Genomic DNA, 23,465 nt, shown 5'->3' on the forward strand with positions numbered 1-23,465 from the left:
CGCCCGGCCTGAAACCGCGCCGCCCCAGGGGCCCGCCTCACTCCGCGGGTTCACCGGCGCGGGGCCGTGACCTTCCCCGTGTCGCCGTCCACATGGCACAGCAGCAGGCAGACGTCGTCCTCGTGCTCGGAGTCGTCCAGCAGCGGGTGCAGCAGCAGGTCGGCGGAGCCCTCCAGGTCCTCGTCGAGCGTCGCCGGCCGCAGCGCGCCGAGCGTCCTGGCCAGACGGTCGATCCCCGGGTCTATGCCCTGGGCGCGGCGCTCCACCAGACCGTCCGTGTACAACGCGAGCGTCGATCCGGGCGGCAGCGGGACGGTGTGGTCGGCGATCACCTGGCGCAGCGGGATACCGAGCATCGCGCCCGGCTTGGCGTCCAGTACCCGCACCGCGCCGTCGGGCGAACGCAGCACCGGTGGCGGATGCCCAGCGGCCGCCCACGTCAGGGTCGGCTCGTCCGGATGGAAACGGGCGATCACCGCCGTGGCGTACAGGTCGGGCTGCAGATGGTGCAGGAGCAGATGCAGCTGGGTGAGGAGCTGGCCGGGGCTCTTGCCCTCCACCGCGTAGGCCCGCAGCGCGGTCCGCAGCTGGCTCATCATCACGGCCGCGTGCAGACCGTGGCCCGTGACGTCGCCGATCACGGTGATCAGGCCGCCGTCGGGCTGGCGGAAGGCGTCGTACCAGTCGCCGCCGATGTTCAGGCCCCGGGTGGCCGGCAGATAGCGTGCGGCGAGCCGCAGCCCCGGTGTCAGGGGCAGCTCGGTGAGCAGGGCACGCTGCAACGTCTCGGCGATGTCCCGGTTGTGCTCGAAACGCCGGGCGTTCTCCAGGGCGACACCGGCCCGGCGGGCCAGCTCGATCAGCATGAACGCGTCGTCGGCGTCCCAGCGTTCGCCCGGCGGCGACAGGGTGAGCACACCCAGCGGAGCACCGCGGTTCATCAGGGGCACACACAGCAGCGGCCGCTCGGGGTCCAGCGCCGAGGGCGGCTGGTCGTCGACCCCGGGGAGACCGCCTGGGTGGTTCGCCGCGTACTGGGGGCGGCCCCGGCGGGCGGCCAGGACAGCGGCCCCCGGGCGCGGACCGCTCAGGCGCGCGTCGTCGTCGCCGTCGAACAACCAGACGTCGGCGGTGCGCGCGTACCGGGGCACCAGCAGCGTCGGCAGCAGCCGCACGATCTCGTCGTGGTTCAACGACGCCGTCAGGGCGGCGCTGGCATCGGCGAGGAACGTGAGCCGGCCCCGTGCGTTCTCCGCCTCCTCACGGGCCTTCTGCTCGGCGGCGAACAGCTCCCGCTGCGCGCGCCCCGCCGCGTCCAGCTCCGCGTGCAGCGCGAGCACACCCTGATTGGTCTGGTGCAGTTCCTCACGGTGGAAGGCGACCAGCGCCTCCTGCTCGTCGAGCTTCTCCAGCAGCAGCGCGGCGTCCTCGTCCGCGCCGAACAGGGCCTCCGCGAGCGTCACCGGATCGTCGCCCACATGCCCGGAGTCCGGGAGCCCCGCCTCCTGGGCGCAAGCGACGGTCAGCCGCCACGGCTGCCGGAACTCGCCCGGGCGCTGCGTCGCCGACGTCACCTCCACGAGGAACCGGCTGCCGGCCGGCGGCGTCGCCGCGGCCCGCGCGCTCAGCAGCCAGGTGCCGCCCTTGGTGAGGCACTGCCGCAACTGCGCGGTGAGCGCGGTCACCAGCCGGGCGCGCTCGGTCGGGGACACCCCGTGCGCCGTGGCCAGCCGCGCGGTGGCGATCCGGGCCCGCGCCGCGTCGGTGACGGAACTGATGTGCCAGGTTCTGGTCATGGGTGGTGATCCGGCGGGGAGGGGCTCAGCACCGCGACGCTGGTGTCGTCGCGGACCGGCCGGGCGGAGCTGCTCGCGTCACGCACGATCACGGCGGCCACGACAGCGGGGTCGAGAGCGGTGCTGTGGGCTGCCGGACCGGGGCTCCAACGGCTCGGCAGCCCGTCGCTGTGCAGCACGAGAAGACAGTCGTCCCCCCAGGGCAGCTCGTGCTGCGGCATGGTCGCCGACCGGTGCGCGCCCACGATCCCGGGCCGCGACAACAGGGGCTGCCACGTCGCGCCGGTCCGCAGCCGCGCCCCTATGTTGCCGACGCCGGTGAACAGCAACCGCCCGGCCGGGGCGTCGAGTTGGGCGACGGCGACGGCCGCCCCCCGGGTGCCGCGCAGCGCGCCCTCCAGCCGGCGCATCACCTGCGCGGGCGGCAGATCGGGCACCCGGCGCAGCTCCTCCACCGCCGCCGCGGAGGCACGTGCCGCGTCGGGGCCGTGCCCCAGCCCGTCGGCGAGGATCAGCGTCGTGAGGTGGTCCGCCCGCACCCACGCCCAGGCGTCGCCGGAGAACTCCGCGCCCGCCAGCGGGATGTTGACGCCCCCCGCCCGTACGCCGTGCCCGGCGGAACGCGCCGCGGCACCGCGCCGTCGACGGGAACCGAGCCGCGCCAGGGCGACGGTGCCCCGGCCGACCGTGCTGTGCAGATCGAAGTCGTCGGCGACCCGACGGCAGGTGCCGAGCCCCGCGCCCAGGGAGGACGTGGTCGAGTAACCGTCCCGCAGCGCGCCCCGCACGTCCCGCATCCCGGGCCCGTGGTCGATCGCCACGATCTGCACCATCGGGACCCGGTCGTCTCCCACGGGCAGCCCGTCCACGACGTCCAGCAGTATCAACCCGCCGTCGGCGTGCTTGAGCAGGTTGGTCGCCAACTCGGTCGCCACCAGCGCCGCGTCGGCGGCCCGGGCCTCGTCCAGCCCGGCCCGCACCGCCGCGGCCTCGGCCGCCACCCGGGCGTCGCGCACCCGGGTCGAGTCGCGCACCGGCACCTCCCACACGCGGGACATCACCGCTCCTCGCGTGGCCGCGGTGGACTCGACAGCCAGGTCGTCACCGTCACGGTGGTGCCCCTGCCGGGGCGGCTGTCGATCTTGAAGTCATGGACCAGCCGCCGTGCCCCGCCGAGCCCCATGCCGAGGCCCTCACCGGAGGTGAAACCGTCCACGAGGGCCTGGTCGAGGTCCGGGATGCCCGGCCCCTCGTCGCTGAACGCCAGCCGCAGCCCCTGTACGCCGCCGATGCCGGACACCGGCGCGCACTCCATCTGGCCCCCGCCGCCGTGGATCAGGGTGTTGCGGGCCAGTTCGCTGGCCGCCGTCACCAGTTTCGTCTGTTCGACCAGGCCGAAGCCGAGCTGGGCGGCCGCCTGCCGCACATGCTGCCGTACCCACACCAGATCCAGGTCCGAGTGAATCGGCAGGCAGGCGGAGACGCCGCCGGCGGTCTGCATCACACACTCTCCTGGCGGGTGTGCCCCGGGCGGGGGAGGGGCGGGCGCCGGTCGCCGAGGAGCCGCATCGCGTCCTCGGTGGTGAGGGCGGTACGCAGCCCGGGCAGCGTCAGCCCCAGCTCCACCAGGGTGATCGCCACCGCCGGACGCATACCGGCGATGACGGTCCGGGCGGCGAGCAGACTCGTCTGGGCGGCGATGTCAGCGAGGACCCGCCCCAGGAACGAGTCGACGATCTCGACCCCCGACAGGTCGATGACCACCCCGGTGGCGCCGCTGCGCGCGACCGTGTCGCTGATGTCCTGCTGGAGCTGTTCCGCCGTGCCGTCGTGCAGATCGCCCTGCAGCGTCACCAGCAGCACGTCGCCCAGTCTGAGCACGGGGACGGGAGCCGAATACGGGGACGGCCCGCCGTACGGAGAGGGGAAGCCGCCGCTCACCTGTACTCCGAACCGGCGCCCTCGCGCGCGACGATGTCCGCGCCCTGCTGCCGCAGCGCGTAGGCGAGGGCGTCCGCGAGGCTCGCCCGGGTCAGCACCGAGCTGAGGTCGATGCCCAGGTGCACGATGGTCTGCGCGATGGGCGGCCGGATCCCGGAGACGATGCACTCGGCCCCCATCAGCCGTGCCGCCGCGACCGTCTTCATCAGATGCTGGGCCACCAGGGAGTCCACGGTCGGGACGCCGGTGATGTCCAGGATGGCGAACCTGGCGTGCTGCTCGACGATGGAGTCCAGCAGCGTCTCCATCACGACCTGGCTGCGCGCGCTGTCCAGGGTGCCGATCAGGGGGACGGCGACGATGCCCTCCCACAGCTTGATCACCGGAGTGGCCACTTCGAGGAGTTGCAGTCGCTGCCGGTGGATGACCTCCTCGCCCTCGCTCAGCGCCGTCTCCAGCACGACCAGACGCAGGGTGCCCATGAGGACCGTCAGGGTCGTGGTGCACTCACGGACGTGTTCCGCCGGCGCGTCGGGGAACTCGGCGAGGAACAGCTCGGTGACGGGGGGCCGCAGCGCGTCGACCTCACGGGAGATGTCGGTGATGCTGGAACCGGCCCGCGCCCGGGAGGCCGCCGTCCGGGCGAGCTGGTCGCGGACGACGTGGAAGCCGCCGGACTCCGCGTCCTCCACCGTGCCCGCGGTGGCCACCGCGGCGAGCGCGTCCACGACGGCCCGGCCCGCCTCCACCGCCTCGTCCCGGGAGTGGGTGAAGACGGTACGGAACAGCGCGGCGTCGGCCCAGCGTTGCGCGATCTGTTCCTGCCGGTCGCGCAGGAAGCCCGCCACCTCCTGGGCCGGTGTCCTGCGATGGGCTGCCGTGTCCTGCTCCGGCACGGGTCTCTCCTCACGTGCTGTGGTGACTCCCCGCTGGGGGGAACGAGTGGGGGGCGAAGTCCTGGGGCGGCGCACCCGGCCATGGCGTCGTACGGTCCGACACTCCTGAGGAGGAGCCGATCGCCCGACGAGACTCCCGGGGCCCGCACCGCCCCGCGCGCCCGCGGCCCGGCACCCCTTTCGGCCGACCGACTTCGCGGCGGGCTCCAGGAGTTGGGGCACGACGCGGGCGAGTCCGGCGTCGTCGGCCGGTGCGCACCGTGCCCGCGAGAGGGTCGGCGCGGACGGTCCTGCCGCGCGTCGCGCGACGCCGTCGGGGCACGGATGCACGAGGGGGACGCCGTCGACGCCAGGAGCGTCCGACCGTCGACCCGGCCTCGGTCCGAAAGGCATCCGAACCCTTCCCACGTGCTTGCCTCGCGCTCACTCTGTTGCTTCCGGCGACAGTTGTCAAACGGCAACCATTGGCCCTCGGTGGTGCGACCCCGCCCACCCGCGGACACCGCCCGAGCGGCGCCGCCCGCCGCCCCTTCGACAGCCTTCGACGGCTACGCCTCGGCCGACGGTTCGTCCGGCCGGCTCGGCAGCCGACCGGAGTCCACGGCCGCCAGCGCCTCGTCGACGCTGTCCACCGTCGCCACGGTGAGGCTGACCCCCGTGAGGTCGAGGATCCGCCGCACCGCCGGCGTCGGGGCGATGACGTACACACCCCCCGGGATCTCCCGCACCTCCTGATAGGTCCGCAGGATGATGTTCATGCCGGACGAGTCCATGAAGGGGACAGCCGAGACGTCGAGGAGGAAATGCCGTCGACCGTGGCTCAGTTGATTCGCCAGATGATGTTGCAGCTCGGTCGCCGTATCGATGTCCAGTTCCCCTTCGACGGTGAGCAGAACGGCGTCCTCGCGCGGCAGATCCACCTTGATCGACAGGGGGTTCTGGGCAACGGACACAAGGGCCTCCCACAGGCGCTACCGATCGGGGCCGGGTGCCCCGATCAACGGAATCGATGCATCGCTCGGCGACGCGCCCGTGCGCATACCCGCGAATCATCCGTCCACACGGGGCGTGATCAGGCGACACCCGGTTCCAGGAGTCCCTTGCGCAGCCGCTTGATGATGCGGCTGATCAACCGGGAGACGTGCATCTGGGACACACCGAGCTGCGCGGCGATCTGGGACTGGGTCTGCTCCTCGACGAACCGCAGATGGATGATCCGCCGCTCCCGCTCGTCGAGTTGGGCGATGAGCGGGGCCAGCGAATGGAAGTCCTCGACGAGTTCCAGCGACGGGTCCAGTTCGCCGATGAGGTCGCCCAGTACCGTGTCGCCGTCCTCGCCGCCGTCGAAGGTGAGCGCCGCGTCCAGCGAGGAGGTGTTGTAGCCGTTGGAGGCCTTGCGGGCCTCGATGACCTCCTCCTCGGACAGGGACATCAGCTCCGACAGCTCACGAGTGGTCGGCATGCGGCCCAGCCGGGACTGCAGCTCGTCCGTGGCCTTGGCCAGCTCCACGCGCGCCTCCTGGAGCCGCCGCGGCACATGAACCGCCCAGCTCGTGTCACGGAAGAAGCGCTTGATCTCACCGACGATGTACGGCACGGCGAACGTCGTGAACTCCACCTCACGGGACAGCTCGAACCGGTCGATGGCCTTGATCAGCCCGATCGTCCCGACCTGGACGATGTCCTCCAGGGAGTCCTCACGGCCGCGGAAGCGCGAGGCGGCGTACCGCACCAGCGACAGGTTCATCTCGATCAGCGTGTTGCGCACGTACTGGTAGTCGTGGGTCCCCTCCTCCAGCGCGGCCAGCCGGTCGAAGAACTGCCGCGACATCGCCCGCGCGTCCTTGGGCTTGACCTGCGACGGGTCCTCGATCCACGGCAGGGCCGCCCCCCTGGTCAGGACCTTCTCCCGCGCCGTGGCCGTTGTCCGCGCTGCCGTCACGGCTGCCATGCCGTCCACCCCTCTCGCCCGAATGCCTGCTGCCACCCCCCGCTTGCCCCCGTCCTCCCAAGTCAGTCCCACTCCGCCCCGAAAGGGACGCTCCGGCTCCGCACTCTGGCCGGAAGTCGTCGCCGCGGCTCCGCCCGGTCGGCCCTGCCGCCCCACCGGCACCGCCACCCGGTACGTGTACCCGACACGAAGAACGCGGCGCACGGTTGTTTGCCTCCCGAATCGAGGGGCAATCGGTTCTCCACGCCTCCGTGACGGAGGCGCGCCGGAGGAAACGGTGTTCCGCGTCCGGGTCTTTGCCACCCGCCCGCTGTTCCCCTCCGCGAGTCCCTGACAGCGTCGTTCAGGAGCGATTCCGCATGCTGGTCAACGTGTCCGCCAACGGATCCGGTACGTCCGCCCGCCCCGGCACCATCGACAGAAGGTCACACGACGACGCCCCCGACACCGCCGCCGCCTTCGCCCGGCTGGCCGCGATGGACGAAGGACCCGAGCGGGACGCCGTACGAGACGCACTCGTACAGGCCTGGCTGCCCATGGCCCACCGCATCGCGGGCCGGTTCCGCAACCGGGGCGAGTCACTGGAGGACCTGCGCCAGGTCGCCGCCATGGGCCTGGTGAAAGCGGTGGACCGCTACGAGCCCGAACGGGGGGCGTTCGAGAGCTACGCCGTCCCCACCATCACCGGGGAGATCAAACGCCACTTCCGCGACCGGATGTGGACCCTCAGGGTCCCCCGCCGCGTGCAGGACCTGCGCAACAAGGTGCGCGTCGCCCGCCGCGAACTCAGCCAGACCTCCGGCGCCACCGAGCCCTCCATCGCCGACATCGCCGCCCACACCGGGCTCACCGAGGAAGAGGTCAACGCCGGGATGGAGGCGCTGGAGAGCTTCAGCGCCCTGTCGCTGGACGCCGAGATGTCCTCCGGGGACGACGGCTACAGCCTCGCCGACACCCTCGGGTCGTGCGACGAGGCGTACGACGTCGTCGTCGACCGGGAGGCAGCGAAGGAAGGGCTGCGCCGACTGCCCGAGCGGGAGCGCGCCATCCTCTACATGCGTTTCTTCGAGGACATGACCCAGAACCGCATCGCCGACCGCCTCGGCATCTCCCAGATGCACGTCTCCCGCCTCATCAGCCGCAGCTGCGCACGGGTCCGCGAGGAGGCCCTCGGCCAGGCCGCCCGAACCGGCGACCGCGACGGCCGGCGCACCCGCGACAGCTGAGCGACCACCCGGCCCCCGGCCGCTCGCCGCACCCGGGGACCGATCCGTCCACGAGAACCGTCCACACCGTGAATCCTGTCGTCGAGATCACCCAGGAGCGAATCAGATGCTGATGCCCCATCCCGCGACGCTGCGCCGACTCGTCGAGGAGTACGAGTCGCTCAAGTCGTACGAGGGCGAGCGGAGCGACCCGCAGGCCACGCGCCGAGCGCAGGACCTCGCGTACACCTTGTGCGTGTCCACGGGCACCCGCGACGTCCGGCAGGCCCTGGAGGCCGCGCGCCGGCAGCTCGCCGCCGCGCAGGCCACCGCGACGGCCGAGCTGTGCGGGCACGGGATGGGAACGAGTGGCGATCTCGGCGGTCATGGACCGGGCGGGAGCGGGTATGCGGCGCTTCATGAACAGTGACGCACACCCCTGTCCTCCCTCGCCGGGCCCGCGCGCAGCATGACGGCGATGGAACGCCGACCGGTCGGGGAGCACGGCACCGCTTCCACCGAGGGCCCGCCCGCCGAGGTGGCGCGCCCGCCGGTCACCATCACCAGTGCCGCAGCCGCCCGCCGCTATGTGCGCTCGGTCGTGGGGGAGGGATGGCGCTCGCCGTCGGGGCCGCCGACCGAGGCAGCCATGATCGATCTGCTGCTGGTCGTCTCCGAGCTGGTCACCAACGCGGTCCGGCACGGCGGCGGGTTGGCCGGCTTCGACGTGGGCGTCACCGAGGACGGCGTACGACTGGACGTGCGGGACTACAGTCCCGCCGTCCCCGCCGCCGCCCACGGCCCCGGTATGCCGCCCCGCTCCCACGAGGGCAGCGGATACGGCTGGCCGCTGATCAACCGGCTGTCCAGTCAGGTCGACGTCCGCAGCCGGGCGGAGGGCGGCAAGACGATCAGCGTCCTGGTGCCGCTGACCTGATCCCGAACACAGGCAGTCGCCCCGACCCACCGGGCCGGGGCGCTTCCGTGTCGTCTCCCACCAGGGCCGGGGCATCCCCCACGGCTCACCGCTCAGGTCTCACCACGGCAGGAAGACGTGGATGTCCTTGCCGCGCTGCCTGCCCTCGTCGTGCACCACCACGCTGACCTCGTCGCACAGCGTGTGGATCAGGTACCAGCCGATACCGCCGCCGCCCTTGCTCGGATGGAAGGGGCGCGGCTCGGGCGACGTGACGCTGGTGTCGTGCATCATCACGTGCACCCCGTCGAAGGTGCGCCGCAACGTGAGCTCGAACGGCCCGGGCGCGTACTGCACGGCGTTCGCGGCCAGCTCGGTCACCACCAGCAGAATGTCGTCCCAGTGCTCCTGCGCGGTGGGCTCAGACGTGCGCGCCAGCGCGCCGAGGAAACCCTCGGCCGCCGCACGGGCACCCGTCACGTCGCCGAGTTCTCCGTCGAAGGCGGCGTGACACTTCTGGATCTCCTCGGAAGGCAGTTTGTCGTCCCAACACGGCTCTGTTGCCATCTCGTCTTTCCCCGCTCGGCTCATCGAGGCTGACGCGAACTCGCGTTCCCTCTCAGAGGCACGTGCTTCCCCCGATGAGAGCGGCTACGCGTTCGAAATGGTAGGGATGTATGGGGCTTTGGGGAAGACTGTGGCCTCCTGCCGCTCTCCCCGTACGAGTGCCCGCTACCGCCCGGCCGACTCACCTTCTCCGGCAGGTGTCCGCAGAACCAGCAGCGCCACGTCGTCGTCGTTCTCCGCGGGACGCGCGCGCTCCAGCAGCAGATCGCAGAACACGTGCAGGGGACGGTGGGCCAGCGCCGCGGCGTGCTGCCGCAGACGGGCCATACCGCGGTCCAGGATGTGCCCGGGCGACTCGATCAGGCCGTCCGTGTACAGCACCAGCGTGGACAGCGGCGGCAGCGTGGTCCGAGTGTCGGTACGGCCGCGGACGAGGCCGGTGCCGAGCAGATGGTCGTGCTCCTCGTCGAGGAAGGCCGACCGCCCGTCGTGCGTGATCAGCAACGGCGGCGGATGACCGGCGTTGGTCCACCGCAGCGCCCACCCGTCGGCGTCCCTCTCCACCCTGCCGAAGATCATGGTCGCCATGGACGCCTCGGCCACGTTCACCACGGCCTGGTCCAGCCGCTCCACGATCGCGCTCGGCGGCTCCTCCAGCGCCCAGGCGTAGGCACGGAGCATGTTGCGGATCTGCGCCATTCCCGCCGCCGCGTCGATGTTGTGTCCCACGACGTCCCCGATGGCCACCGCCGTCGCCCCGTCGGCCAGCGTGAACGCGTCGTACCAGTCGCCGCCGACCTGTGCCGACTGCGAAGCCGGCACGTACCGCGCGGCCATGCTCAGCCCGGGCACCTCCGGCAGCTGCGGCAGCAGATGCCGCTGCATGGTCTCCGCGATGTGTCGCTGCCGCTGGTACAGCCGGGCGTTCTCCAGCGCCAGCCCCGCCCGCCGCGCGATGTCCTCCAGCAGGGACAGCTCGGCGTCCGTCATGACCCCCGATTCGGCGTTGCGGCCCAGGGTGAGGGCGCCCAGCACCGCGCGCGGCCCCCGGATGGGTGCGATCGCCGCCGAGTGCATGCCCGTCACCTTGAACAGCCGCTGCTGGGCCACCGCGATGCCCGAGTCCGGTGGCCCCTGGTACGTCTGCGGCCCGGCCAGGGTGGACGCCGCACCGCGCAGCGCCCGCGACAACGGCATGAGCGACTCCTCGTGCACCGGTGGCAGCGGCCCCTCCAGTTCCTCGCACCGCACCACGGCACCGCCGTGATGAGTCGCCACGGTGGTCCGCCAGACGTCGTCGCTCTCGGTGATCAGGTCGATCACCGCCCAGTCCGCGAGCCGCGGCACCACCAGCCGCACCAGCCGCGCCACGGCCTCCTCGGCATCCAGCGTGGAGGTCAGCCGGGTCGTCGTCTCGGCGAGCAGCGCCAGCCGGTCCAGCTGCGACATCGTCGGGGAGGCCGCCGTCGAGGGCACCCCTTCCTCGGGGTCCATCTCGTAGAACAGGACCGCGGCGCCCAGCGCGCCCCCGTCGAGCCTGCACGGGGTGACCAGCCACGACACCGGCAGCAGGGTGCCGTCGCCCCGGGCGAACCACTCGTGCGCCCCGCCCCGCGTACTGCCGCCGAGGAACGCGTGCATCATGGGGCAGGCGGCCCGCGGCGTGCTCTGGCCGAGGCCGTCGCGGTGCAGCAGATCGTGCGCGTCCCGGCCGACGAGCGCGTCGGCCGTACGGCCGAGCAGGAACTCGGCCCGAGCGTTCACCGCGACGATGGAGCCGTGGTCGTCGACCACATACATGCCCGCGTGCACCAGGTCGGGCAGATCGCCCGGCGACCGCACCGCGGGGCCGGGATGCCGCCCGGTGGTGTGATCGGGACTCCACGCGTTCATGCTCGGATTCCTCGCCTTCGAGACTCTGCGAACGGGGCCGCCGCCCCCCGACCGGGGGAGGAGCGCCGACGCACGTTCGGAACGCACTACCCCGTCCGCGCCGACCTACGCGCACGACATTTTCGCCCACGGGAGGCCGTCCGGCCAGGGAGGCCTCACGCCTGTGTGTGCCGGACGCAGGCGGCGACGACCTCACGCAGACTCCCCGTCCGCTCCATCACCTCCCGCTGCACCCGGGCCCCGTTGCCCCGCCGCGAGAGCGTGGCGATCGTGTCGCGGACCAGATCGAGGTCGCCGTTGTCGGCGAGGGCCTCCTCGACGTGGCGCACCAGGGAGTGGATCACCTCGTCGGCGGGCCGGGGACGCATCGTCACCGGGTCCAGCAGGTTCTCCGTCGTACCGGAACGGGCGGCCCGCCACCGGGCCAGCCGCAGCAGCTCGGCCGTATGAGCGAGCGGTTCCCGGCCGGCCCGCCACTCCCGGGCCGCGGTCTCGACGAGCCCCCGGGTCAGCGCCGCGACCAGGACCGCGGTGTCGGGGTGCAGACACACGTCCGCGACCCGGATCTCCACGGTCGGATACCGCTGGGCGAGCCTCGCCTCGAAGTACACCATCCCCTCGTCGCGCACGACCTCCGTGGCCGTCAGCTCCGCCACGTACCGGTGGTACCGCTCGGCCGTGCCGAAGATCTCCGTCGGACCGGCCATCGGCCACATGTCCCACACCTGACTGCGGTAGCTGGCGTACCCGCTGTCGTGGCCCTGCCAGAACGGCGAGTTCGCGCTGAGCGCCGTCAGCACGGACAGCCACGGCCGGATACGGTCCAGAACGGCCACGCCCTCGTCGTCGGACTCCACCGACACATGGACATGGCAGCCGCACACCAGCTGCACCTGCGTGTCGAGCCCGAACTCCCGGGCCATCCACTGGTACCTGCTGTTCATCGTGATCGTCGGGTGCACGGGCAGCGGCGACGTGGCCAGCGCCACGACGGCCCCGCCCACCTCCTCGGCGTGCCGTGCCGCGTCCTTGCGGCAGCGGACGATCTCCGACCCGAGATCCGTCATCTTCGACTGGGGACGCGTCGCGAACTCGACCTGCTCGTCGTGGAGCTCCTTCTCGAACACGTCCTCCCCCGTGCCGTCCCGCGAGGCGCGCGCGAGCACCGCGGCGGCCCTTGCCTGCGGTTCACCGGTCTTCGGATCGACCAAGAGGAGTTCTTCTTCCACTCCGACGGTACGCACGTGATGTGGCCCTTCTCCCATGAGGTGGTGACAGCCGTGTGCCCTCGCACGAGGTCGGGACACCTTGCCGTCGGACTGCACATGGGCCGTGTACGCCTCCACGGTCCGGGTACCCGTGCTGCGCTCCGGAAGCCGCGCCGAACCGGTGCGGCCCCAGCACCCGACCGAGGAGGAGGAGAACGTGACCAGCACCGCTGAGACCGGCCATGTGACCGGCACGGCCGACAAGGACTACAACCTGATCTGGTACGTCGAGGCCTGCCTGGAGAACGCGCTGCGGCTCGAGACCTACATCCAGGACGCGGAGCGGGCCGGCGACACCGAGGTGACCGAGCTGTTCCGCAAGGCACAGGCCGACAGCCGCAAGGGAGCCGAACTCGGCAAGCAGCTGCTGAGCCGACGCCTGGCGGACTGACCGCCGGCGGGCAGGCCCCCATACGCCCGGGTGAGCCCCCTCACCCGGGCAGCACCATGTCCAGGCCCCCCGAAGCGGGCCGACCACGCCCGGCATGGAGGGGGACGCGCGGGATGCCGCGGTGACTCGACCCGCGGCGCCCACCGCCGTACGCCCGTGCCGCCCCGAGGACGCCGAGGCGCTCCACGAGATCCGCGTCCGCACCGCCCACGTCGGCAAGGACAGCCGCCCCCACCGATGCCCCGAAAGGCCGAGAAGCCGACGGGCCGCTGTACAGAGATCACAGGAGCGGCAGACTGACCCCCATGACCTCACCAGAGCCCACCGATACGGCTGGTCCCACAGTGCGTGCCGTCCCCACGGGCCCCACTGACCCCAAGACCGACCTCCGCTTCTATCTGCAGGAAGCCCGCGACTCCCTGCTCTGGAAACTGGAGGGGCTGTCGGAGTACGACATCCGCCGCCCGATGACCCCCACCGGCACCAACCTCCTGGGCCTGGTGAAGCACTGCGCCGGCATCGAACTCGGCTATCTGGGCGACACCTTCGCCCGCCCCTCGGGTGAACCCCTGCCGTGGCTCGACGAAGGGGCGGACCTCAACGCGGACATGTGGGCCACCGCGGAGGAGTCCCGCGCGTACCTCGTCGACCTCTACCGCCGAGCCTGGGCGCACGCGGACGCGACGATCGACGCGCTGCCTCTCGACACGATCGGCAGGGTGCCGTGGTGGCCGAGCGACCGCGACGAGGTGACCCTCCACCACGCCGTGCTCCGCGTGACCGCTGACACCCACCGCCACGCCGGCCACGCCGACATCGTCAGGGAACTCCTGGACGGCTCGGCGGGCATGAGCATGAGCAACACGAGCCTGCCGTCGGGGGATCCGGCCTGGTGGGAGAGGTACAGAAACCGACTGGAAGAGGCGGCGAAGGAAGCCGACGCCACCACCTGACCGGGTGGGAGCAGGGAGCAGCTGCCCGAACGGACGACTCAACGCTCCGCGCGAGCCCTCCGGTGGGCGCGTGCCAACACCCGCAGGGTGCCCAGCGGAGGCGGGGACGCCGAGCCACGCAGCAGCTCGGCACCCCGCCGCAGCGCAGAGTCGGCGGTCAGCAACTCGATCTCCACCAGCGCCTCCACCAACGCCCGGCTGGGCCCAGGAACAAGGGCCGACAGCTCTCGGGAGGCCACCAACCCGGCACGGGCCGCCCGCACCTGCTCCTCCACCAATTCCCGTACACCAGCGGACTCACGTCCGGCCGCGAGATCCTCCACGCTGACGGAGAACCTCATGAGCGTCTCCGTCGGCACGCCGAGCCGCCCCTCCCGCAGGTCCTCCGCGAGGTCGTTGACGAAGTCGAGCCGCTGGCCCGCCTCGATGAACGTCCGGCACCCCGCCCGGAACGACCCGTCGTCGGCGTCCGGCCCGATCAAGGAGGCCACGAGCATGAAGCCCGGCAGCGAGTAGGCGTCCACGTACGCCTGGAAATCCGACTCGGTGGCGAAGCCGTCGAACTCCAACTCGGCGGTGGCCGTGGACAGATACGCCTCCACCACACCGCGAAGCCGCGGATACGCCTCCATGGTGTGCACCAGGGTCCGCATCAACGGATCGTCGCCGACCCCGGTCTCCAACGCCCGCCGAACCTGCCCCTCCCAGCTCGCCCACGCCGCCGCACGCCGCGCCCGGGTCCCGGTGTCCAGCAGATTGTCCCCGTGGTGCATCACGGCCGTGGCAGCCACCACGTGAGGCACCAAGTACGGCGGCAGCAACAGCCGGGCCGCCACATAGGAAGCCCGCCGGAACCGAGCCACGACGCTCCGCTGCGCCCCGAAATCCCCACGCAGCCGGGTTCCCCGAACCCCCGCGGCATCCAGACTCCGCTCCCACACACCCATGCCCAGATCGTATGCGCCGCGCCCCCAACGGGCTTCCGCCCCCGCGTCGAGATCATCGGCGCCGCGTGGCCACGTCGAGTTCGCCTGGATGCCCCTCAGGCCCGCCGAACTGTTGCCCAGGTCCGGATCCATCAGGGCAGGCCAGTGGCTGCAGAGCGGGATCGGCGTCCTCCAGCAGGAGCCACCCACCGGGCCCACCTCCCAGCAGCGCCACCCACCGGGCCCACCTCCCAGCAGCGCCCGCCCGCCGCGAGGCCGAGACGGTCGACGTGCCGGAAGGCGGAGCCGTCGAGGAGGCCGGCCTGCGCCTCGAAACGCTCGCTCGTGCCGGCCGCCTACGGGGTGAAGACCTCCTCGAGACGGTCGATGGCCCCGTTGTCGCCCAGGTGGTACGTGAAGACGAGCCCCGAGTTCGGGTTCGCGTCGAGCCAGTCGAGGAACTCCTGGACGCCGATCTTCTGGTTCGTGGTGCTTTCGACGATGGGGTTGGTCACGGTGACGTACGCGGCCTGGTCCATCGGGATGTACGTCTCCTTGCCGACCGTCTCGAACGGCGCCCCGTCCGAGTCGGGGGTGCCGCATCCCCAGTTGCCGTGCTTCACGATCAGACTCAAGGATCCCCCTTCCGGTGTGTAGCGGTAGACCGCGATCTCGTCGGGGGAGATGGGCATCTTGTGGTCGCAGCCGTCACCCTCGGCGGAGCCGCCCCCACCGCCCCCGGACCCCGTCGTCGCGGGCTCGGACGGCTTCGACGTGACCGAAGTGCCCCCGCCCGACTTGCCGCCGCTGTCCCCATCAGAGCCCGCGTCCGCGCCCGAGCCCGCGGACGCCTTCGTGTCTGCGTTCCCGCCCGCCGTCGTACCGGCGTTCGCCCCCTTCTTGTCCCCCTTGTCACCGGCGCCGCTCGTCGCCGTCACGCTCGGCTGCGCGTCGCTGCCGGTATCGTCCGTGCCGCCGCCCCCGGAACAGCCGGTCAGGCCCAGCGCCGCAGCGGCGCACACGCTCAACACGGCCGTCCGGACGGCGCCGGGTCTGCGTCGGCTCTTCCTCGGCTTCAGGTTCATGTTCCGCCCCCCACTTCGTGGTTCGAGTGCTCTGCGAGCCTCGTCGGCTCGGGTACAAGGGACGAGTTCCAGCCATAGGCAGTTGCGCGTCCTGGCTAGATTCTGCACGCCGCCCGAGGACCGGCCACAGCCGGTGCCACCTCACCCGCCACAGGTGGCGGGCTCACCCGATGGGCACCGCCCCACCCGTGACGCGGACGCGGCCGTCCTCGGCGGACACGTCGATCCGCAGGTCGCTGGGGCGACCCATGTCCTCGCCCTGGCGGATGCCGATCGTGGACGGGGCGGTGGTCAGGCCGAGGGCACGCAGATAGCCGCCGAAGGCCGCCGCGGCCGCGCCGGTCGCCGGGTCCTCGACGACTCCGCCCACGGGGAACGGGTCGCGCGCGTGGAAGAGGCACGGCGACTCGCGCCACACCAGGTGGACCGTCGTCCAGCCGTGGCGGCGCATCACATCGGCGAGGCCGTCGAAGTCGTAGTGCAGGTCGGCGAGGCGGGCCCGGGAGGCGGCGGCGAGGACGAGGTGCTCGTTGCCGCCGAACGCCACATGGGGAGGCAGGCCGGCGTCCAGGTCCTCCACGGACCAGCCCAGGGCTTCGAGAGTTGCGTGCAGTTCACTCGGTGTGGCCGGGCGGGAGTGGGCCGGCACGCTGGTGAGGGTCGCGCGGGCCGTGCCGTCGGCGGGGCCGATGGCGGTGGAGACGGGAATCTCGCCGACGGGCGTGTCGAAGAGGAGATCGCCCGCGCCCAGTCGTTCCGCGAGGGCCACGGCAAGGGCCACCGTCGCATGACCGCAGAACGCCACCTCGGCGAGCGGACTGAAGTAACGGACCCGGAAGCGGCGCGCGGACGCGTCGCCCTCGGTGACGAAGGCCGTCTCCGAGTACCCCACCTCGGCGGCGATCGCCAGCATCGCCGCGTCGTCGAGCGCGGAGGCGTCGAGGACCACCCCGGCCGGATTGCCACCTGACGGATCGTCGGTGAAGGCGGAGTACCGCAGGACCTCGGCCGCCCCCTCGGCCCGTTCCGCCCAGCCGGTCCCCGCACTCGTGCCGATCACATCGTTCTTGTCGTACGCGTCGCTGCTCATGCCCCCAAGCTGCCAGTACCCCACCGATCGCGTCCAACGATCATCACCGATCGAATCCATCGGCACGCCACATAGATGCAGGCAGCGCGGCGGGTACCTACTCTGGTCTCGTGGACACCCGACTCCTGCAGACCTTCCTCACGCTCGCCCGCACCGGCAACTTCACCGCGGCCGCGGCCGAGTTGCATCTCGCCCAGTCCACGGTCACCGTTCACATCCGCACGCTGGAGCGGGAGTGGGGCACCCGGTTGTTCGACCGGTTGCCGACCGGAACGCTGCTCACCGAGTCCGGGCGACGACGGCTGGAAGGAGCACAGGAGGTGCTCGACGCCGTGGCACGGCTCCGTACCGGTGATGCGGGGGCCGGCGAGGACGGCGACGGGGTCGTACGGGGGCGGGTGCGCTTCGGTGCCCCCGAGTCGCTGTGCGCGACCAGGCTGCCCCCGGTGATCGCCGCACTGCGGACCCGCCACCCCGAGGTGGACGTCGACCTGTACGCGGCCGGAACGGGCGAATGCGTGGAGGGGCTGCGCTCCGGGCGGCTGGATCTGGCGCTGGTGCTGGAGGACGAGAGGGAGGCGCCGTTCCCGGATGTCGCGACCGAGACGCTGGCGCGTGAGGAACTCGCCCTCGTCTGCGCCTCCGGGCACCCCCTCGCGGGACGCGAACACACGCCGACCTGGGCGCGGTTGGCGAGGGAGACCTTCTTCCTGCTGGAGGAGGGCTGCTCGTACAGCGACGCGTTGGAGCGGCGGCTGCTCGCCGTGCCGGACGCCCGGCCCCGGCTGACCCGGTTCGGCGGCGTCGACGCGGCCCGCTCGTGCGTCGCCGCCGGACTGGGTCTGACCCTGTTGCCGCTGACGAGCGTGGAGGAGCAGGTGCGGCAGGGGAGACTGGCGCGCGTACCGGCGCCGGACTTCCGCGATGTGCCGGTACGGCTGGCCCGCCACCGCAGGCGGTGGACGTCGCCGGCCGCGGAGGCTCTCGCGGAGGAGATGACGCGGCGGTGGGCGGACGGAGAGACGCCGGGGGCGGCTCTCACCGCACCACGCGGTAGCGGAGGTAGACGACCTTCGAAGTGAAGATGCGGGTGTCGAGGAGTTCGAGATCCACGTGCCGCTCGTGCTGGGGGAAGAAGGAGATCCCACCCCCGACCAGCACCGGGTAGACCCTGGCCCGATACTCGTCGATCAGCCCCTGCTCGGCGGCCTCGGCGGCGAGCGTCGCGCCGCCGATGGCGATGTGGCCGTTCCCCGGCTCGGCCCGCAGTCGCTCGATCTCCTCCGCCAGGCCGCCCGAGGCCAGGCGGGCATGGCCCTGCACCGTCGACAGCGTGGTGGAGAACACCACTTTGGGAAGCGGGTTCCAGAGCGCGATCCACTCGCGCTGCGACTCGTCGAGCGAGGGATCCTCGTCGGCGGTCTCCCAGTACAGCATCGTCTCGTACAGCCGCCGCCCCAGCAGATGGGTGCCGACCCCTCGGATCTCGTCGATCCAGGAACGGAAGACCTCCTCGTCGGGCGGCGCCCAGTCCATTCCGCCGTCCGGCCCGACGATGTACCCGTCGAGCGAGACATTCATCGAATAGGTCACTCCGCGCATCAGAAGTCCTCCTCGGTGACGCGTCCGACGGTACGACCGCACGCCACCGTACGGCCGTACGACGCACCGTCGGATGCCGTACTCCGCACCCCCGGGTGCTCGTGAAGAACGCCGGTGAGCCGGGAGCGCGTTCAGGGCTCCAGACGGCTGAGCGCCTGCATGGCTTCGCGTTCCGTCCGCGCGAGTTCACGCAGCTGCGTGCCGGCCTGGACGAGGTACTGGGCGTCGCCGGTCTGCCCGGCTCGGGTGATGAGTGCCGCGGTGTGCGTCCACATCCCCGCGGCTTCCGAGTACAGCGCGTGCCCCGTGCGCAGGTGCGGGCTGTCGATCTGCTCGGCGCATTCGGCCAGGAAGTCGCGGTAGAGGTTGCGGAAAAGGGCACCGCCGGTCCCGGCCTTCTCCATCAGCAGGGCCGCCTGCGGCAGATCCCGCTCGGGATCGTCGCTCCGCCCGAGCCAGCCGGGGACCAGCTTGCCGGCTTTCTCGATGCCCCGGTGGCCCAGGTTGGCGATGGGCGGTTCGAGGAAGGCGTCGGCGCATGCGGTGATGGCCGGGACGATCCGCTCCCGGGGCGGGGCGGCGTCCGCCGGGACGGTCAGGGTGAAGGAGCGGTGCCTCGCGGTCATCGGCCCGCGTTCGGCCCGGGCCCGGGCGAGACCGTCCAGACTGGTGGTCACCGCGCCGCCCTGCTGCGCCGTGTCGACGAGATGGGCGTGCTGGTCGTCGTAGCCGTACAGGGCGACGATGTGCCCGCCGAAGTGCACCCGCGAGGTGAAGTAGTCGAGGTGATAGCTGTCGAGTTGCAGTCCCACGGGCCGGCCGGCCTCGACGGCGGCCGTCACGTTCTCCCAGGCCTTGCGGGGCGAGGTGGTCTCCTTCACCTGGAGTTCCAGCCCCAGCCTGTCGGCGAGGCCGGTGGTGAGGGTGAAGGGTTTGACGCGGCCCCCGAGGAAGGGGAAGTCCATGCTCTTGCTGTCCCAGTAGATGAAGGACAGCCCGGCACCGAGCCCGAAGAGCATGGCTTCGGACAGATCGAGCCCTTGATGGCGCAGCAGCACCGCGAGCGTGGTGGTCTCGCAGTGCTGCATGCCCCGGGCGTCGATGCCGTCGACCATGGTCATGAGGAGTACTCCCGGGGAGGCTTGGGGGCGGACCGGATCACCGGCTGTCTGGTCCGGCGGTCCGACACGTTACCCGTATCCGTCCCGGCTTCGGGCGCTCCCGAACTCCCCCACTCTCCCCCGGATCACGGGTAGTTGGGGATGGGGTGGTCGGGAGTGAGGGCGGCGGCGATGCGCTGGACGATGGTGTGAGCGGTGTGGCCGTCGGGACTTGTGGGCCCTTGTGTGGTGGCGACGGCGATGGCGAGATCCTGGACGGGGAGGTAGGCCTGCGACGCGGAGTACCCGAAGAAGAGGGGGTGCTGGGCGACCCAGTCCCCGAGGACGAGGACGCCCATCCCGTAGTGGGTCCTCTTCGTGTTGGCGAGGCAGACGGTTGCCGGGCAGGTACGGGTCGGCTTGCCCAGACCCACGGTGCCAGGGTGCAGAAGCTCCCGGTAGGCGCCGGCCGAGAGGAGCGCGCCGGAGCCGATGCCGGTCGCGGAACGGGCGAGGTCGCAGATGTCGGTCGTCTGCACGGCGCCGGGGGCCGTGGTCCAGGAGGGGTTCCAGAAGGTGGACTCCTCGTAGGTGCCCCGGTCGGACGTGAAGGCGTGCAGGACGGGTTCGGGAATCTCGGGCGTGAAGCTGTTACGGGTCTCACGCAGGCCGAGCGGCCTCATGACCTCCCGTTGGAGGAGGACGTCCAGACGGGTCCCCGTGATCTTCTCCAGGGCGGCGCCGAGCAGCACGAAGTTGGCGTGCGAGTAGTTCCAGTCGGTGCCCGGCCGGTACCAGCGCGGTCGGCTGGTGGAGACGTCCACCAGTTCCCTGGCCGTCCACTGACGGAACGGGTTGGCGGAGATGGTCTGGGCGAATCCCGGCGCGGTGACGTAGTCGGCGAGCCCGGTCGTCGACGACGCCAGCATGCGGAGCGTGATCCGCTCGCCGTCCTTGAGGCCGGGCAGCCACTGTGCGACGGGCTCGTCCAGGCGTACCCGGCCCTGGTCCACCAGCCGCAGCAGGGCTGTGCCCATGTAGCTGATGGCGATGTTGCCGTTGCGGAAATGCATGGCGGGCCGGGCCGGAACCCCCGTCATCGATTCGCCGAGCGCGGTGGTGATGATCTCCCGGCCGCCGAGCGTGACCCGCAGGATCACGGATGTGAGCCCTGATTCGGCCCGGGCCTTCTCGGCGATCCGACGGATGTCGCGTGCCTTGCCGCGCCGGGGCGCCGCGGAACTGACGCAGGCCCGGCGATGACCGTCGGGTTCCGCCGCGCCCACTGCCGTGGGGGCGGCCGCGCTGCCGGACGCGGCGGTGCGGGCTGTGGTGTCCACTGCGGCGGCCGGGGCGCCAAGGGCGAGGAGCGCGGCCAGAGCGGTGACCGCGGCGAGCCGCGGCCGGGGTGAACGCGCTGATCTCATGGCCGGAGTATCGAGGGCGACCACGACAGCGACGGCCGGCCCGACACGGAACGGCAGGAAGACCACCCGTCAGGCGCGTGATCGTGACACACGTCCAGACGGGCTCACCGTCTTGCCAACAACATGCCGAGCCCTACAGACCTCCGAGGCCGACCCCGTCGTTCCCGCTGGTCTCGCCTCCGGACTCCTCGAAGTGATCCCCCATGATCAGCATGGCGACACCGAAGAGCAGAACGCCGAGCAGCAGTTCGAACAGGCCGTACGCCCAGAGCGTGTGATCGGCGAAAGCCAGAACGCCCATGGGGATCGCGGCCACGATCGTGGACACGGTCATGAGCAGACCGATGACACGGTTCTTGTTCAGAATCCGCATCCGATTCCTGCCGGTCATGGCACCCCCCTTTTCCCGTGGCAGGTGAACCCGCCACCGCCCCGAAGTGATACCCGCCAACTGCCCAGGGAACACGCGACTCCCGCCGAACACGGCCATGCCAAAGGTCTGGTCTGGTGCAAGCAGCCGGTAGGGAGTGGGGCCGTCGGCCGCTACTTGGTGCCGACCGTGCGCAGGGTGGCGAGCACCAGTGCCCGGGTGACGGTGACGACTTCGCTCACGCGGACCTGTTCCTGTGGACCGTGTGCGTGGCGTACGTCGCCAGGGCCGTACTGCAGCGTGGGGATGCCCGCCCCGGAGTACAGGCGCAGGTCACTGCCGTAAGGGGCGCCTCGCTCGGAGGGTCGCGGACCGCCGGTGACGTCGGCGTGCGCGTCGCCGACCTGGGCTGCGAGCGGATGCCCGGCTGGCAGCCGTCCGCTGGCGAACTGTCCGCCGGGCCACATCACCGTGGCGGGGTGGGAGCGCAGCCAGGGGTCTGCTGAGCAGGCTTCGGCCACGCACGCCTCCAGTTCGGTGCGTGCCCGGGCCGGATCCTCGCCCAGCCGGACGCCCAGTCTTCCTTCGGCCACCAGCAGGTCGGGCACACTGCTGGCCCAGTCGCCGGAATGGACGGTGCCGACGGACAACGGGTAGGGGATGGGATATTCGGACATGAGCGGGTCGGCGTCGGCGTTGCGGCGGGCTTCCAGACGGGCGAGCGCGCGGTGGATGGGCAGGTAGGCGTCGATGGCGCTCACTCCCACGTATCTGGTGCTGCCGTGGGTGGCCCGGCCGGGTACCTGGATGCGAAAGGTCAGGGCGCCGGCGTTCGCCGTCATGAGCGCGCCGCTGGTCGGTTCGGTGATGATGCAGGCGTCCCCGGTGTGGCCGCGTCGGAGGGTGCCGAACGCCCCGAGCCCTCCGTCCTCTTCGCTGACGACGAGGTGGGCGGACACCTGGCCGCGCAGCCTTGCGCCCGCCTCCCGTATCGCGGCCACGGTGGCGAGTATCGCCACCACCCCCGCCTTCATGTCGCACGCTCCTCGTGCGTGCACCACGTCCCCGGTGAGCCGGGGGAGGAAGGGGTCACCCTCCCACTGCGCCAGATCCCCGGAAGGGACGACGTCGACGTGCCCCTGGAGGACCAGCGTCGGCCCGTCGCCCTGGGGCGGCGTGCCGGCCACCAGGCCCCACGCCTCCGTGCGCGGGGCCTCGCTGCCGGGAAATTCGGGATGGGCACGAAGCTCGGGCAGGTTCATGGACCACAGGTCGACATCGAGGTCCATTCGTTGCAGATGCCGGGCCAGGACGTGCTGGAGCTCGGACTCCGCGGCGCTTCCCGTCACGCTCGGAACAGCGAGGAGTTCCAGCAGCAACCGGGCGATGGCCGCCTCGTCCACCGCGGCCAGTGCCGAGGCTTCCACATCGCTCAGGCTTGCTGTCATCTCAACACTGCTCCCAGCACGTGACATCAGGACAAGCCGGAGACTATGTTCGGCGGAAGAGCGCAAGCAATCGCCATTTGCTGCTGTCGACCGTCGCTTTCTTGCAATGTCAGCGGGTTTACGGCTACTTCTTGCGCCGACCGCAGGCTCTGACGTCGGGAGTGAGGTCATGGACGCCATCGATGAAGCGATCATCCGCTGCGTGCTGCACGACGGGCGTGCCACGTACGCCGAGATCGGCAAGGCGGCCGGGCTGTCCGCGCCCGCCGCCAAGCGGCGTCTCGACCGCCTGGTGGCCACCGGCGCCATCCGCGGGTTCACCGCTCTCATCGATCCTCAGGCGTTGGCCTGGCACACCGAGGCTTTCGTCGAGGTCTACTGCACCGGCAATCCCACCCCCGCCGAACTGTGCCAAGCCCTGGAGGGCATCCCCGAGGTCGTCGAAGCCTGTACCGTCTCCGGTGCCGCCGACGCGGTCGTCCACATGCTCGCCAGAGACATCACCCACCTGGAACAGGCCATCCAACGCGTGCGTGCCACCGCTCCTGTCGAGCGGACCGAGAGCGCCATCGTGCTCTCCCGGCTGTTGAACCGGCCTCGTGTGTGATCGACACCGAGGGATCACCGCGAGTGCCGAGGC

Annotated in this window: 25 protein-coding genes and 1 pseudogene; 7 read left to right on the top strand and 19 right to left on the bottom strand. The window is 71.5% G+C overall.

The features are described 5' to 3' along the window. Positions 1-50 precede the first annotated feature (50 nt). The 7 genes from ACZ4Z3_RS26715 to ACZ4Z3_RS26745 all read right to left on the bottom strand — a co-directional run bounded on the left by ACZ4Z3_RS26715 (position 51) and on the right by ACZ4Z3_RS26745 (position 6,584). On the bottom strand, positions 51-1,796 hold the full coding sequence (locus tag ACZ4Z3_RS26715) for a PP2C family protein-serine/threonine phosphatase (RefSeq protein WP_468503381.1): 1,746 nt from the start codon (positions 1,794-1,796) through the stop codon (positions 51-53). Further along, a complete protein-coding gene (locus ACZ4Z3_RS26720) occupies positions 1,793-2,854 on the bottom strand; it encodes a SpoIIE family protein phosphatase (protein ID WP_468503382.1) in 1,062 nt (353 codons plus the stop codon). Before ACZ4Z3_RS26720 ends, ACZ4Z3_RS26715 begins: the two co-directional genes overlap by 4 nt. After that, positions 2,854-3,297 (bottom strand): anti-sigma regulatory factor, encoded by a 444-nt coding sequence (locus ACZ4Z3_RS26725; RefSeq protein WP_468503489.1) that lies wholly within the window; start codon positions 3,295-3,297, stop codon positions 2,854-2,856. The genes ACZ4Z3_RS26720 and ACZ4Z3_RS26725 overlap by 1 nt, the downstream gene beginning before the upstream one ends. Continuing rightward, positions 3,297-3,737 carry an STAS domain-containing protein gene (locus tag ACZ4Z3_RS26730; protein ID WP_468503383.1) on the bottom strand — a complete coding sequence of 147 codons (441 nt, stop codon included), beginning with the start codon at positions 3,735-3,737 and terminating at the stop codon, positions 3,297-3,299. The genes ACZ4Z3_RS26725 and ACZ4Z3_RS26730 overlap by 1 nt, the downstream gene beginning before the upstream one ends. Beyond that, positions 3,734-4,633 (bottom strand): STAS domain-containing protein, encoded by a 900-nt coding sequence (locus tag ACZ4Z3_RS26735; RefSeq protein WP_468503384.1) that lies wholly within the window; start codon positions 4,631-4,633, stop codon positions 3,734-3,736. The genes ACZ4Z3_RS26730 and ACZ4Z3_RS26735 overlap by 4 nt, the downstream gene beginning before the upstream one ends. 548 nt (positions 4,634-5,181) lie before the next feature. After that, the gene (locus ACZ4Z3_RS26740; RefSeq protein ID WP_468503385.1) at positions 5,182-5,586 is read right to left on the bottom strand and encodes an STAS domain-containing protein; all 405 of its coding nucleotides are present in this window, start codon (positions 5,584-5,586) and stop codon (positions 5,182-5,184) included. A 119-nt stretch (positions 5,587-5,705) separates the two neighbouring features. Beyond that, a complete protein-coding gene (locus tag ACZ4Z3_RS26745; protein ID WP_468503386.1) occupies positions 5,706-6,584 on the bottom strand; it encodes an RNA polymerase sigma factor SigF in 879 nt (292 codons plus the stop codon). 359 nt (positions 6,585-6,943) lie between these two features. Here ACZ4Z3_RS26745 and ACZ4Z3_RS26750 point away from each other — a divergent pair, with 359 nt between their 5' ends. From ACZ4Z3_RS26750 to ACZ4Z3_RS26760, 3 genes are all read left to right on the top strand, one after another. Continuing rightward, positions 6,944-7,810 carry a SigB/SigF/SigG family RNA polymerase sigma factor gene (locus tag ACZ4Z3_RS26750; RefSeq protein WP_099970086.1) on the top strand — a complete coding sequence of 289 codons (867 nt, stop codon included), beginning with the start codon at positions 6,944-6,946 and terminating at the stop codon, positions 7,808-7,810. Positions 7,811-7,916: 106 nt separating this feature from the next. Next, positions 7,917-8,219: a DUF5133 domain-containing protein gene (locus tag ACZ4Z3_RS26755; RefSeq protein WP_468503387.1), complete on the top strand. Its 303-nt coding sequence runs from the start codon at positions 7,917-7,919 to the stop codon at positions 8,217-8,219. A 48-nt stretch (positions 8,220-8,267) separates the two neighbouring features. Beyond that, positions 8,268-8,726 carry an ATP-binding protein gene (locus ACZ4Z3_RS26760; protein WP_468503388.1) on the top strand — a complete coding sequence of 153 codons (459 nt, stop codon included), beginning with the start codon at positions 8,268-8,270 and terminating at the stop codon, positions 8,724-8,726. 99 nt (positions 8,727-8,825) lie between these two features. Here the strand turns inward: ACZ4Z3_RS26760 and ACZ4Z3_RS26765 are convergent, their stop codons facing one another. The 3 genes from ACZ4Z3_RS26765 to ACZ4Z3_RS26775 form a co-directional block, all read right to left on the bottom strand. Next, positions 8,826-9,272, bottom strand: a complete 447-nt coding sequence (locus tag ACZ4Z3_RS26765; RefSeq protein ID WP_468503389.1) for an ATP-binding protein — start codon at positions 9,270-9,272, stop codon at positions 8,826-8,828. A gap of 165 nt (positions 9,273-9,437) precedes the next feature. Further along, positions 9,438-11,165, bottom strand: coding sequence for a SpoIIE family protein phosphatase (locus ACZ4Z3_RS26770; protein WP_468503390.1), 1,728 nt, complete (start codon positions 11,163-11,165; stop codon positions 9,438-9,440). 155 nt (positions 11,166-11,320) lie between these two features. Further along, a complete protein-coding gene (locus ACZ4Z3_RS26775) occupies positions 11,321-12,409 on the bottom strand; it encodes a glutamate--cysteine ligase 2 (protein ID WP_468503391.1) in 1,089 nt (362 codons plus the stop codon). Positions 12,410-12,590: 181 nt separating this feature from the next. Between ACZ4Z3_RS26775 and ACZ4Z3_RS26780 the strand changes: the two genes are divergently transcribed. Together ACZ4Z3_RS26780 and ACZ4Z3_RS26785 are read left to right on the top strand one after the other, a co-directional pair. Further along, complete coding sequence (locus ACZ4Z3_RS26780) at positions 12,591-12,824, top strand: hypothetical protein (protein ID WP_055713547.1); 234 nt, start codon at positions 12,591-12,593, stop codon at positions 12,822-12,824. Between the two features lie 305 nt (positions 12,825-13,129). Then, a complete protein-coding gene (locus ACZ4Z3_RS26785) occupies positions 13,130-13,777 on the top strand; it encodes a DinB family protein (RefSeq protein WP_468503392.1) in 648 nt (215 codons plus the stop codon). Positions 13,778-13,815: 38 nt separating this feature from the next. On the opposite strand, the gene ACZ4Z3_RS26790 is transcribed toward ACZ4Z3_RS26785, so the two are convergent. The 4 genes and pseudogenes from ACZ4Z3_RS26790 to ACZ4Z3_RS26805 all read right to left on the bottom strand — a co-directional run bounded on the left by ACZ4Z3_RS26790 (position 13,816) and on the right by ACZ4Z3_RS26805 (position 16,878). Beyond that, positions 13,816-14,724 carry a squalene/phytoene synthase family protein gene (locus ACZ4Z3_RS26790; RefSeq protein ID WP_468503393.1) on the bottom strand — a complete coding sequence of 303 codons (909 nt, stop codon included), beginning with the start codon at positions 14,722-14,724 and terminating at the stop codon, positions 13,816-13,818. 109 nt (positions 14,725-14,833) lie between these two features. After that, positions 14,834-15,047 (bottom strand): annotated as a pseudogene (locus ACZ4Z3_RS26795) (hypothetical protein); the annotation flags it as partial. 12 nt (positions 15,048-15,059) lie between these two features. Further along, positions 15,060-15,788 carry a hypothetical protein gene (locus ACZ4Z3_RS26800; protein ID WP_468503394.1) on the bottom strand — a complete coding sequence of 243 codons (729 nt, stop codon included), beginning with the start codon at positions 15,786-15,788 and terminating at the stop codon, positions 15,060-15,062. Between the two features lie 163 nt (positions 15,789-15,951). Beyond that, positions 15,952-16,878, bottom strand: a complete 927-nt coding sequence (locus ACZ4Z3_RS26805; RefSeq protein WP_468503395.1) for a PhzF family phenazine biosynthesis isomerase — start codon at positions 16,876-16,878, stop codon at positions 15,952-15,954. Positions 16,879-16,988: 110 nt separating this feature from the next. Here ACZ4Z3_RS26805 and ACZ4Z3_RS26810 point away from each other — a divergent pair, with 110 nt between their 5' ends. After that, the gene (locus ACZ4Z3_RS26810; RefSeq protein WP_468503396.1) at positions 16,989-17,960 is read left to right on the top strand and encodes a LysR family transcriptional regulator; all 972 of its coding nucleotides are present in this window, start codon (positions 16,989-16,991) and stop codon (positions 17,958-17,960) included. Here ACZ4Z3_RS26810 and ACZ4Z3_RS26815 read toward each other — a convergent pair. The 5 genes from ACZ4Z3_RS26815 to ACZ4Z3_RS26835 all read right to left on the bottom strand — a co-directional run bounded on the left by ACZ4Z3_RS26815 (position 17,917) and on the right by ACZ4Z3_RS26835 (position 22,825). After that, positions 17,917-18,480: a dihydrofolate reductase family protein gene (locus ACZ4Z3_RS26815; protein WP_468503397.1), complete on the bottom strand. Its 564-nt coding sequence runs from the start codon at positions 18,478-18,480 to the stop codon at positions 17,917-17,919. The genes ACZ4Z3_RS26810 and ACZ4Z3_RS26815 overlap by 44 nt on opposite strands. Positions 18,481-18,611: 131 nt before the next feature. Continuing rightward, on the bottom strand, positions 18,612-19,601 hold the full coding sequence (locus ACZ4Z3_RS26820; RefSeq protein WP_468503398.1) for a BtrH N-terminal domain-containing protein: 990 nt from the start codon (positions 19,599-19,601) through the stop codon (positions 18,612-18,614). A 125-nt stretch (positions 19,602-19,726) separates the two neighbouring features. Then, positions 19,727-21,007, bottom strand: a complete 1,281-nt coding sequence (locus tag ACZ4Z3_RS26825) for a serine hydrolase domain-containing protein (protein ID WP_468503399.1) — start codon at positions 21,005-21,007, stop codon at positions 19,727-19,729. A gap of 133 nt (positions 21,008-21,140) precedes the next feature. After that, positions 21,141-21,398 (bottom strand): hypothetical protein, encoded by a 258-nt coding sequence (locus tag ACZ4Z3_RS26830; protein WP_468503400.1) that lies wholly within the window; start codon positions 21,396-21,398, stop codon positions 21,141-21,143. A 152-nt stretch (positions 21,399-21,550) separates the two neighbouring features. Then, entirely contained in the window at positions 21,551-22,825 is a 1,275-nt protein-coding gene (locus ACZ4Z3_RS26835) for an ArgE/DapE family deacylase (RefSeq protein ID WP_468503401.1), read from the bottom strand. Between the two features lie 169 nt (positions 22,826-22,994). On the opposite strand from ACZ4Z3_RS26835, the gene ACZ4Z3_RS26840 reads away from it, so the two are divergent. After that, positions 22,995-23,432 carry an Lrp/AsnC family transcriptional regulator gene (locus ACZ4Z3_RS26840; protein ID WP_468503402.1) on the top strand — a complete coding sequence of 146 codons (438 nt, stop codon included), beginning with the start codon at positions 22,995-22,997 and terminating at the stop codon, positions 23,430-23,432. The last annotated feature ends 33 nt before the right edge of the window (positions 23,433-23,465 follow it).

Source organism: Streptomyces sp. NPDC030296, assembly GCF_055572815.1.

Bases quoted from the DNA above. Each gene is read 5' to 3' on its own strand.
- ACZ4Z3_RS26830 (WP_468503400.1), bottom strand. From the start codon at position 21,398: ATGACCGGCAGGAATCGGATGCGGATTCTGAACAAGAACCGTGTCATC.
- ACZ4Z3_RS26720 (WP_468503382.1), bottom strand. From the start codon at position 2,854: ATGTCCCGCGTGTGGGAGGTGCCGGTGCGCGACTCGACCCGGGTGCGC.
- ACZ4Z3_RS26840 (WP_468503402.1), top strand. From the start codon at position 22,995: ATGGACGCCATCGATGAAGCGATCATCCGCTGCGTGCTGCACGACGGG.
- ACZ4Z3_RS26820 (WP_468503398.1), bottom strand. From the start codon at position 19,601: ATGACCATGGTCGACGGCATCGACGCCCGGGGCATGCAGCACTGCGAG.
- ACZ4Z3_RS26800 (WP_468503394.1), bottom strand. From the start codon at position 15,788: ATGAACCTGAAGCCGAGGAAGAGCCGACGCAGACCCGGCGCCGTCCGG.
- ACZ4Z3_RS26765 (WP_468503389.1), bottom strand. From the start codon at position 9,272: ATGGCAACAGAGCCGTGTTGGGACGACAAACTGCCTTCCGAGGAGATC.
- ACZ4Z3_RS26745 (WP_468503386.1), bottom strand. From the start codon at position 6,584: ATGGCAGCCGTGACGGCAGCGCGGACAACGGCCACGGCGCGGGAGAAG.
- ACZ4Z3_RS26725 (WP_468503489.1), bottom strand. From the start codon at position 3,297: ATGCAGACCGCCGGCGGCGTCTCCGCCTGCCTGCCGATTCACTCGGAC.
- ACZ4Z3_RS26760 (WP_468503388.1), top strand. From the start codon at position 8,268: ATGGAACGCCGACCGGTCGGGGAGCACGGCACCGCTTCCACCGAGGGC.
- ACZ4Z3_RS26785 (WP_468503392.1), top strand. From the start codon at position 13,130: ATGACCTCACCAGAGCCCACCGATACGGCTGGTCCCACAGTGCGTGCC.
- ACZ4Z3_RS26750 (WP_099970086.1), top strand. From the start codon at position 6,944: ATGCTGGTCAACGTGTCCGCCAACGGATCCGGTACGTCCGCCCGCCCC.
- ACZ4Z3_RS26825 (WP_468503399.1), bottom strand. From the start codon at position 21,007: ATGAGATCAGCGCGTTCACCCCGGCCGCGGCTCGCCGCGGTCACCGCT.
- ACZ4Z3_RS26835 (WP_468503401.1), bottom strand. From the start codon at position 22,825: ATGACAGCAAGCCTGAGCGATGTGGAAGCCTCGGCACTGGCCGCGGTG.
- ACZ4Z3_RS26715 (WP_468503381.1), bottom strand. From the start codon at position 1,796: ATGACCAGAACCTGGCACATCAGTTCCGTCACCGACGCGGCGCGGGCC.
- ACZ4Z3_RS26755 (WP_468503387.1), top strand. From the start codon at position 7,917: ATGCTGATGCCCCATCCCGCGACGCTGCGCCGACTCGTCGAGGAGTAC.
- ACZ4Z3_RS26815 (WP_468503397.1), bottom strand. From the start codon at position 18,480: ATGCGCGGAGTGACCTATTCGATGAATGTCTCGCTCGACGGGTACATC.
- ACZ4Z3_RS26790 (WP_468503393.1), bottom strand. From the start codon at position 14,724: ATGGGTGTGTGGGAGCGGAGTCTGGATGCCGCGGGGGTTCGGGGAACC.
- ACZ4Z3_RS26805 (WP_468503395.1), bottom strand. From the start codon at position 16,878: ATGAGCAGCGACGCGTACGACAAGAACGATGTGATCGGCACGAGTGCG.
- ACZ4Z3_RS26770 (WP_468503390.1), bottom strand. From the start codon at position 11,165: ATGAACGCGTGGAGTCCCGATCACACCACCGGGCGGCATCCCGGCCCC.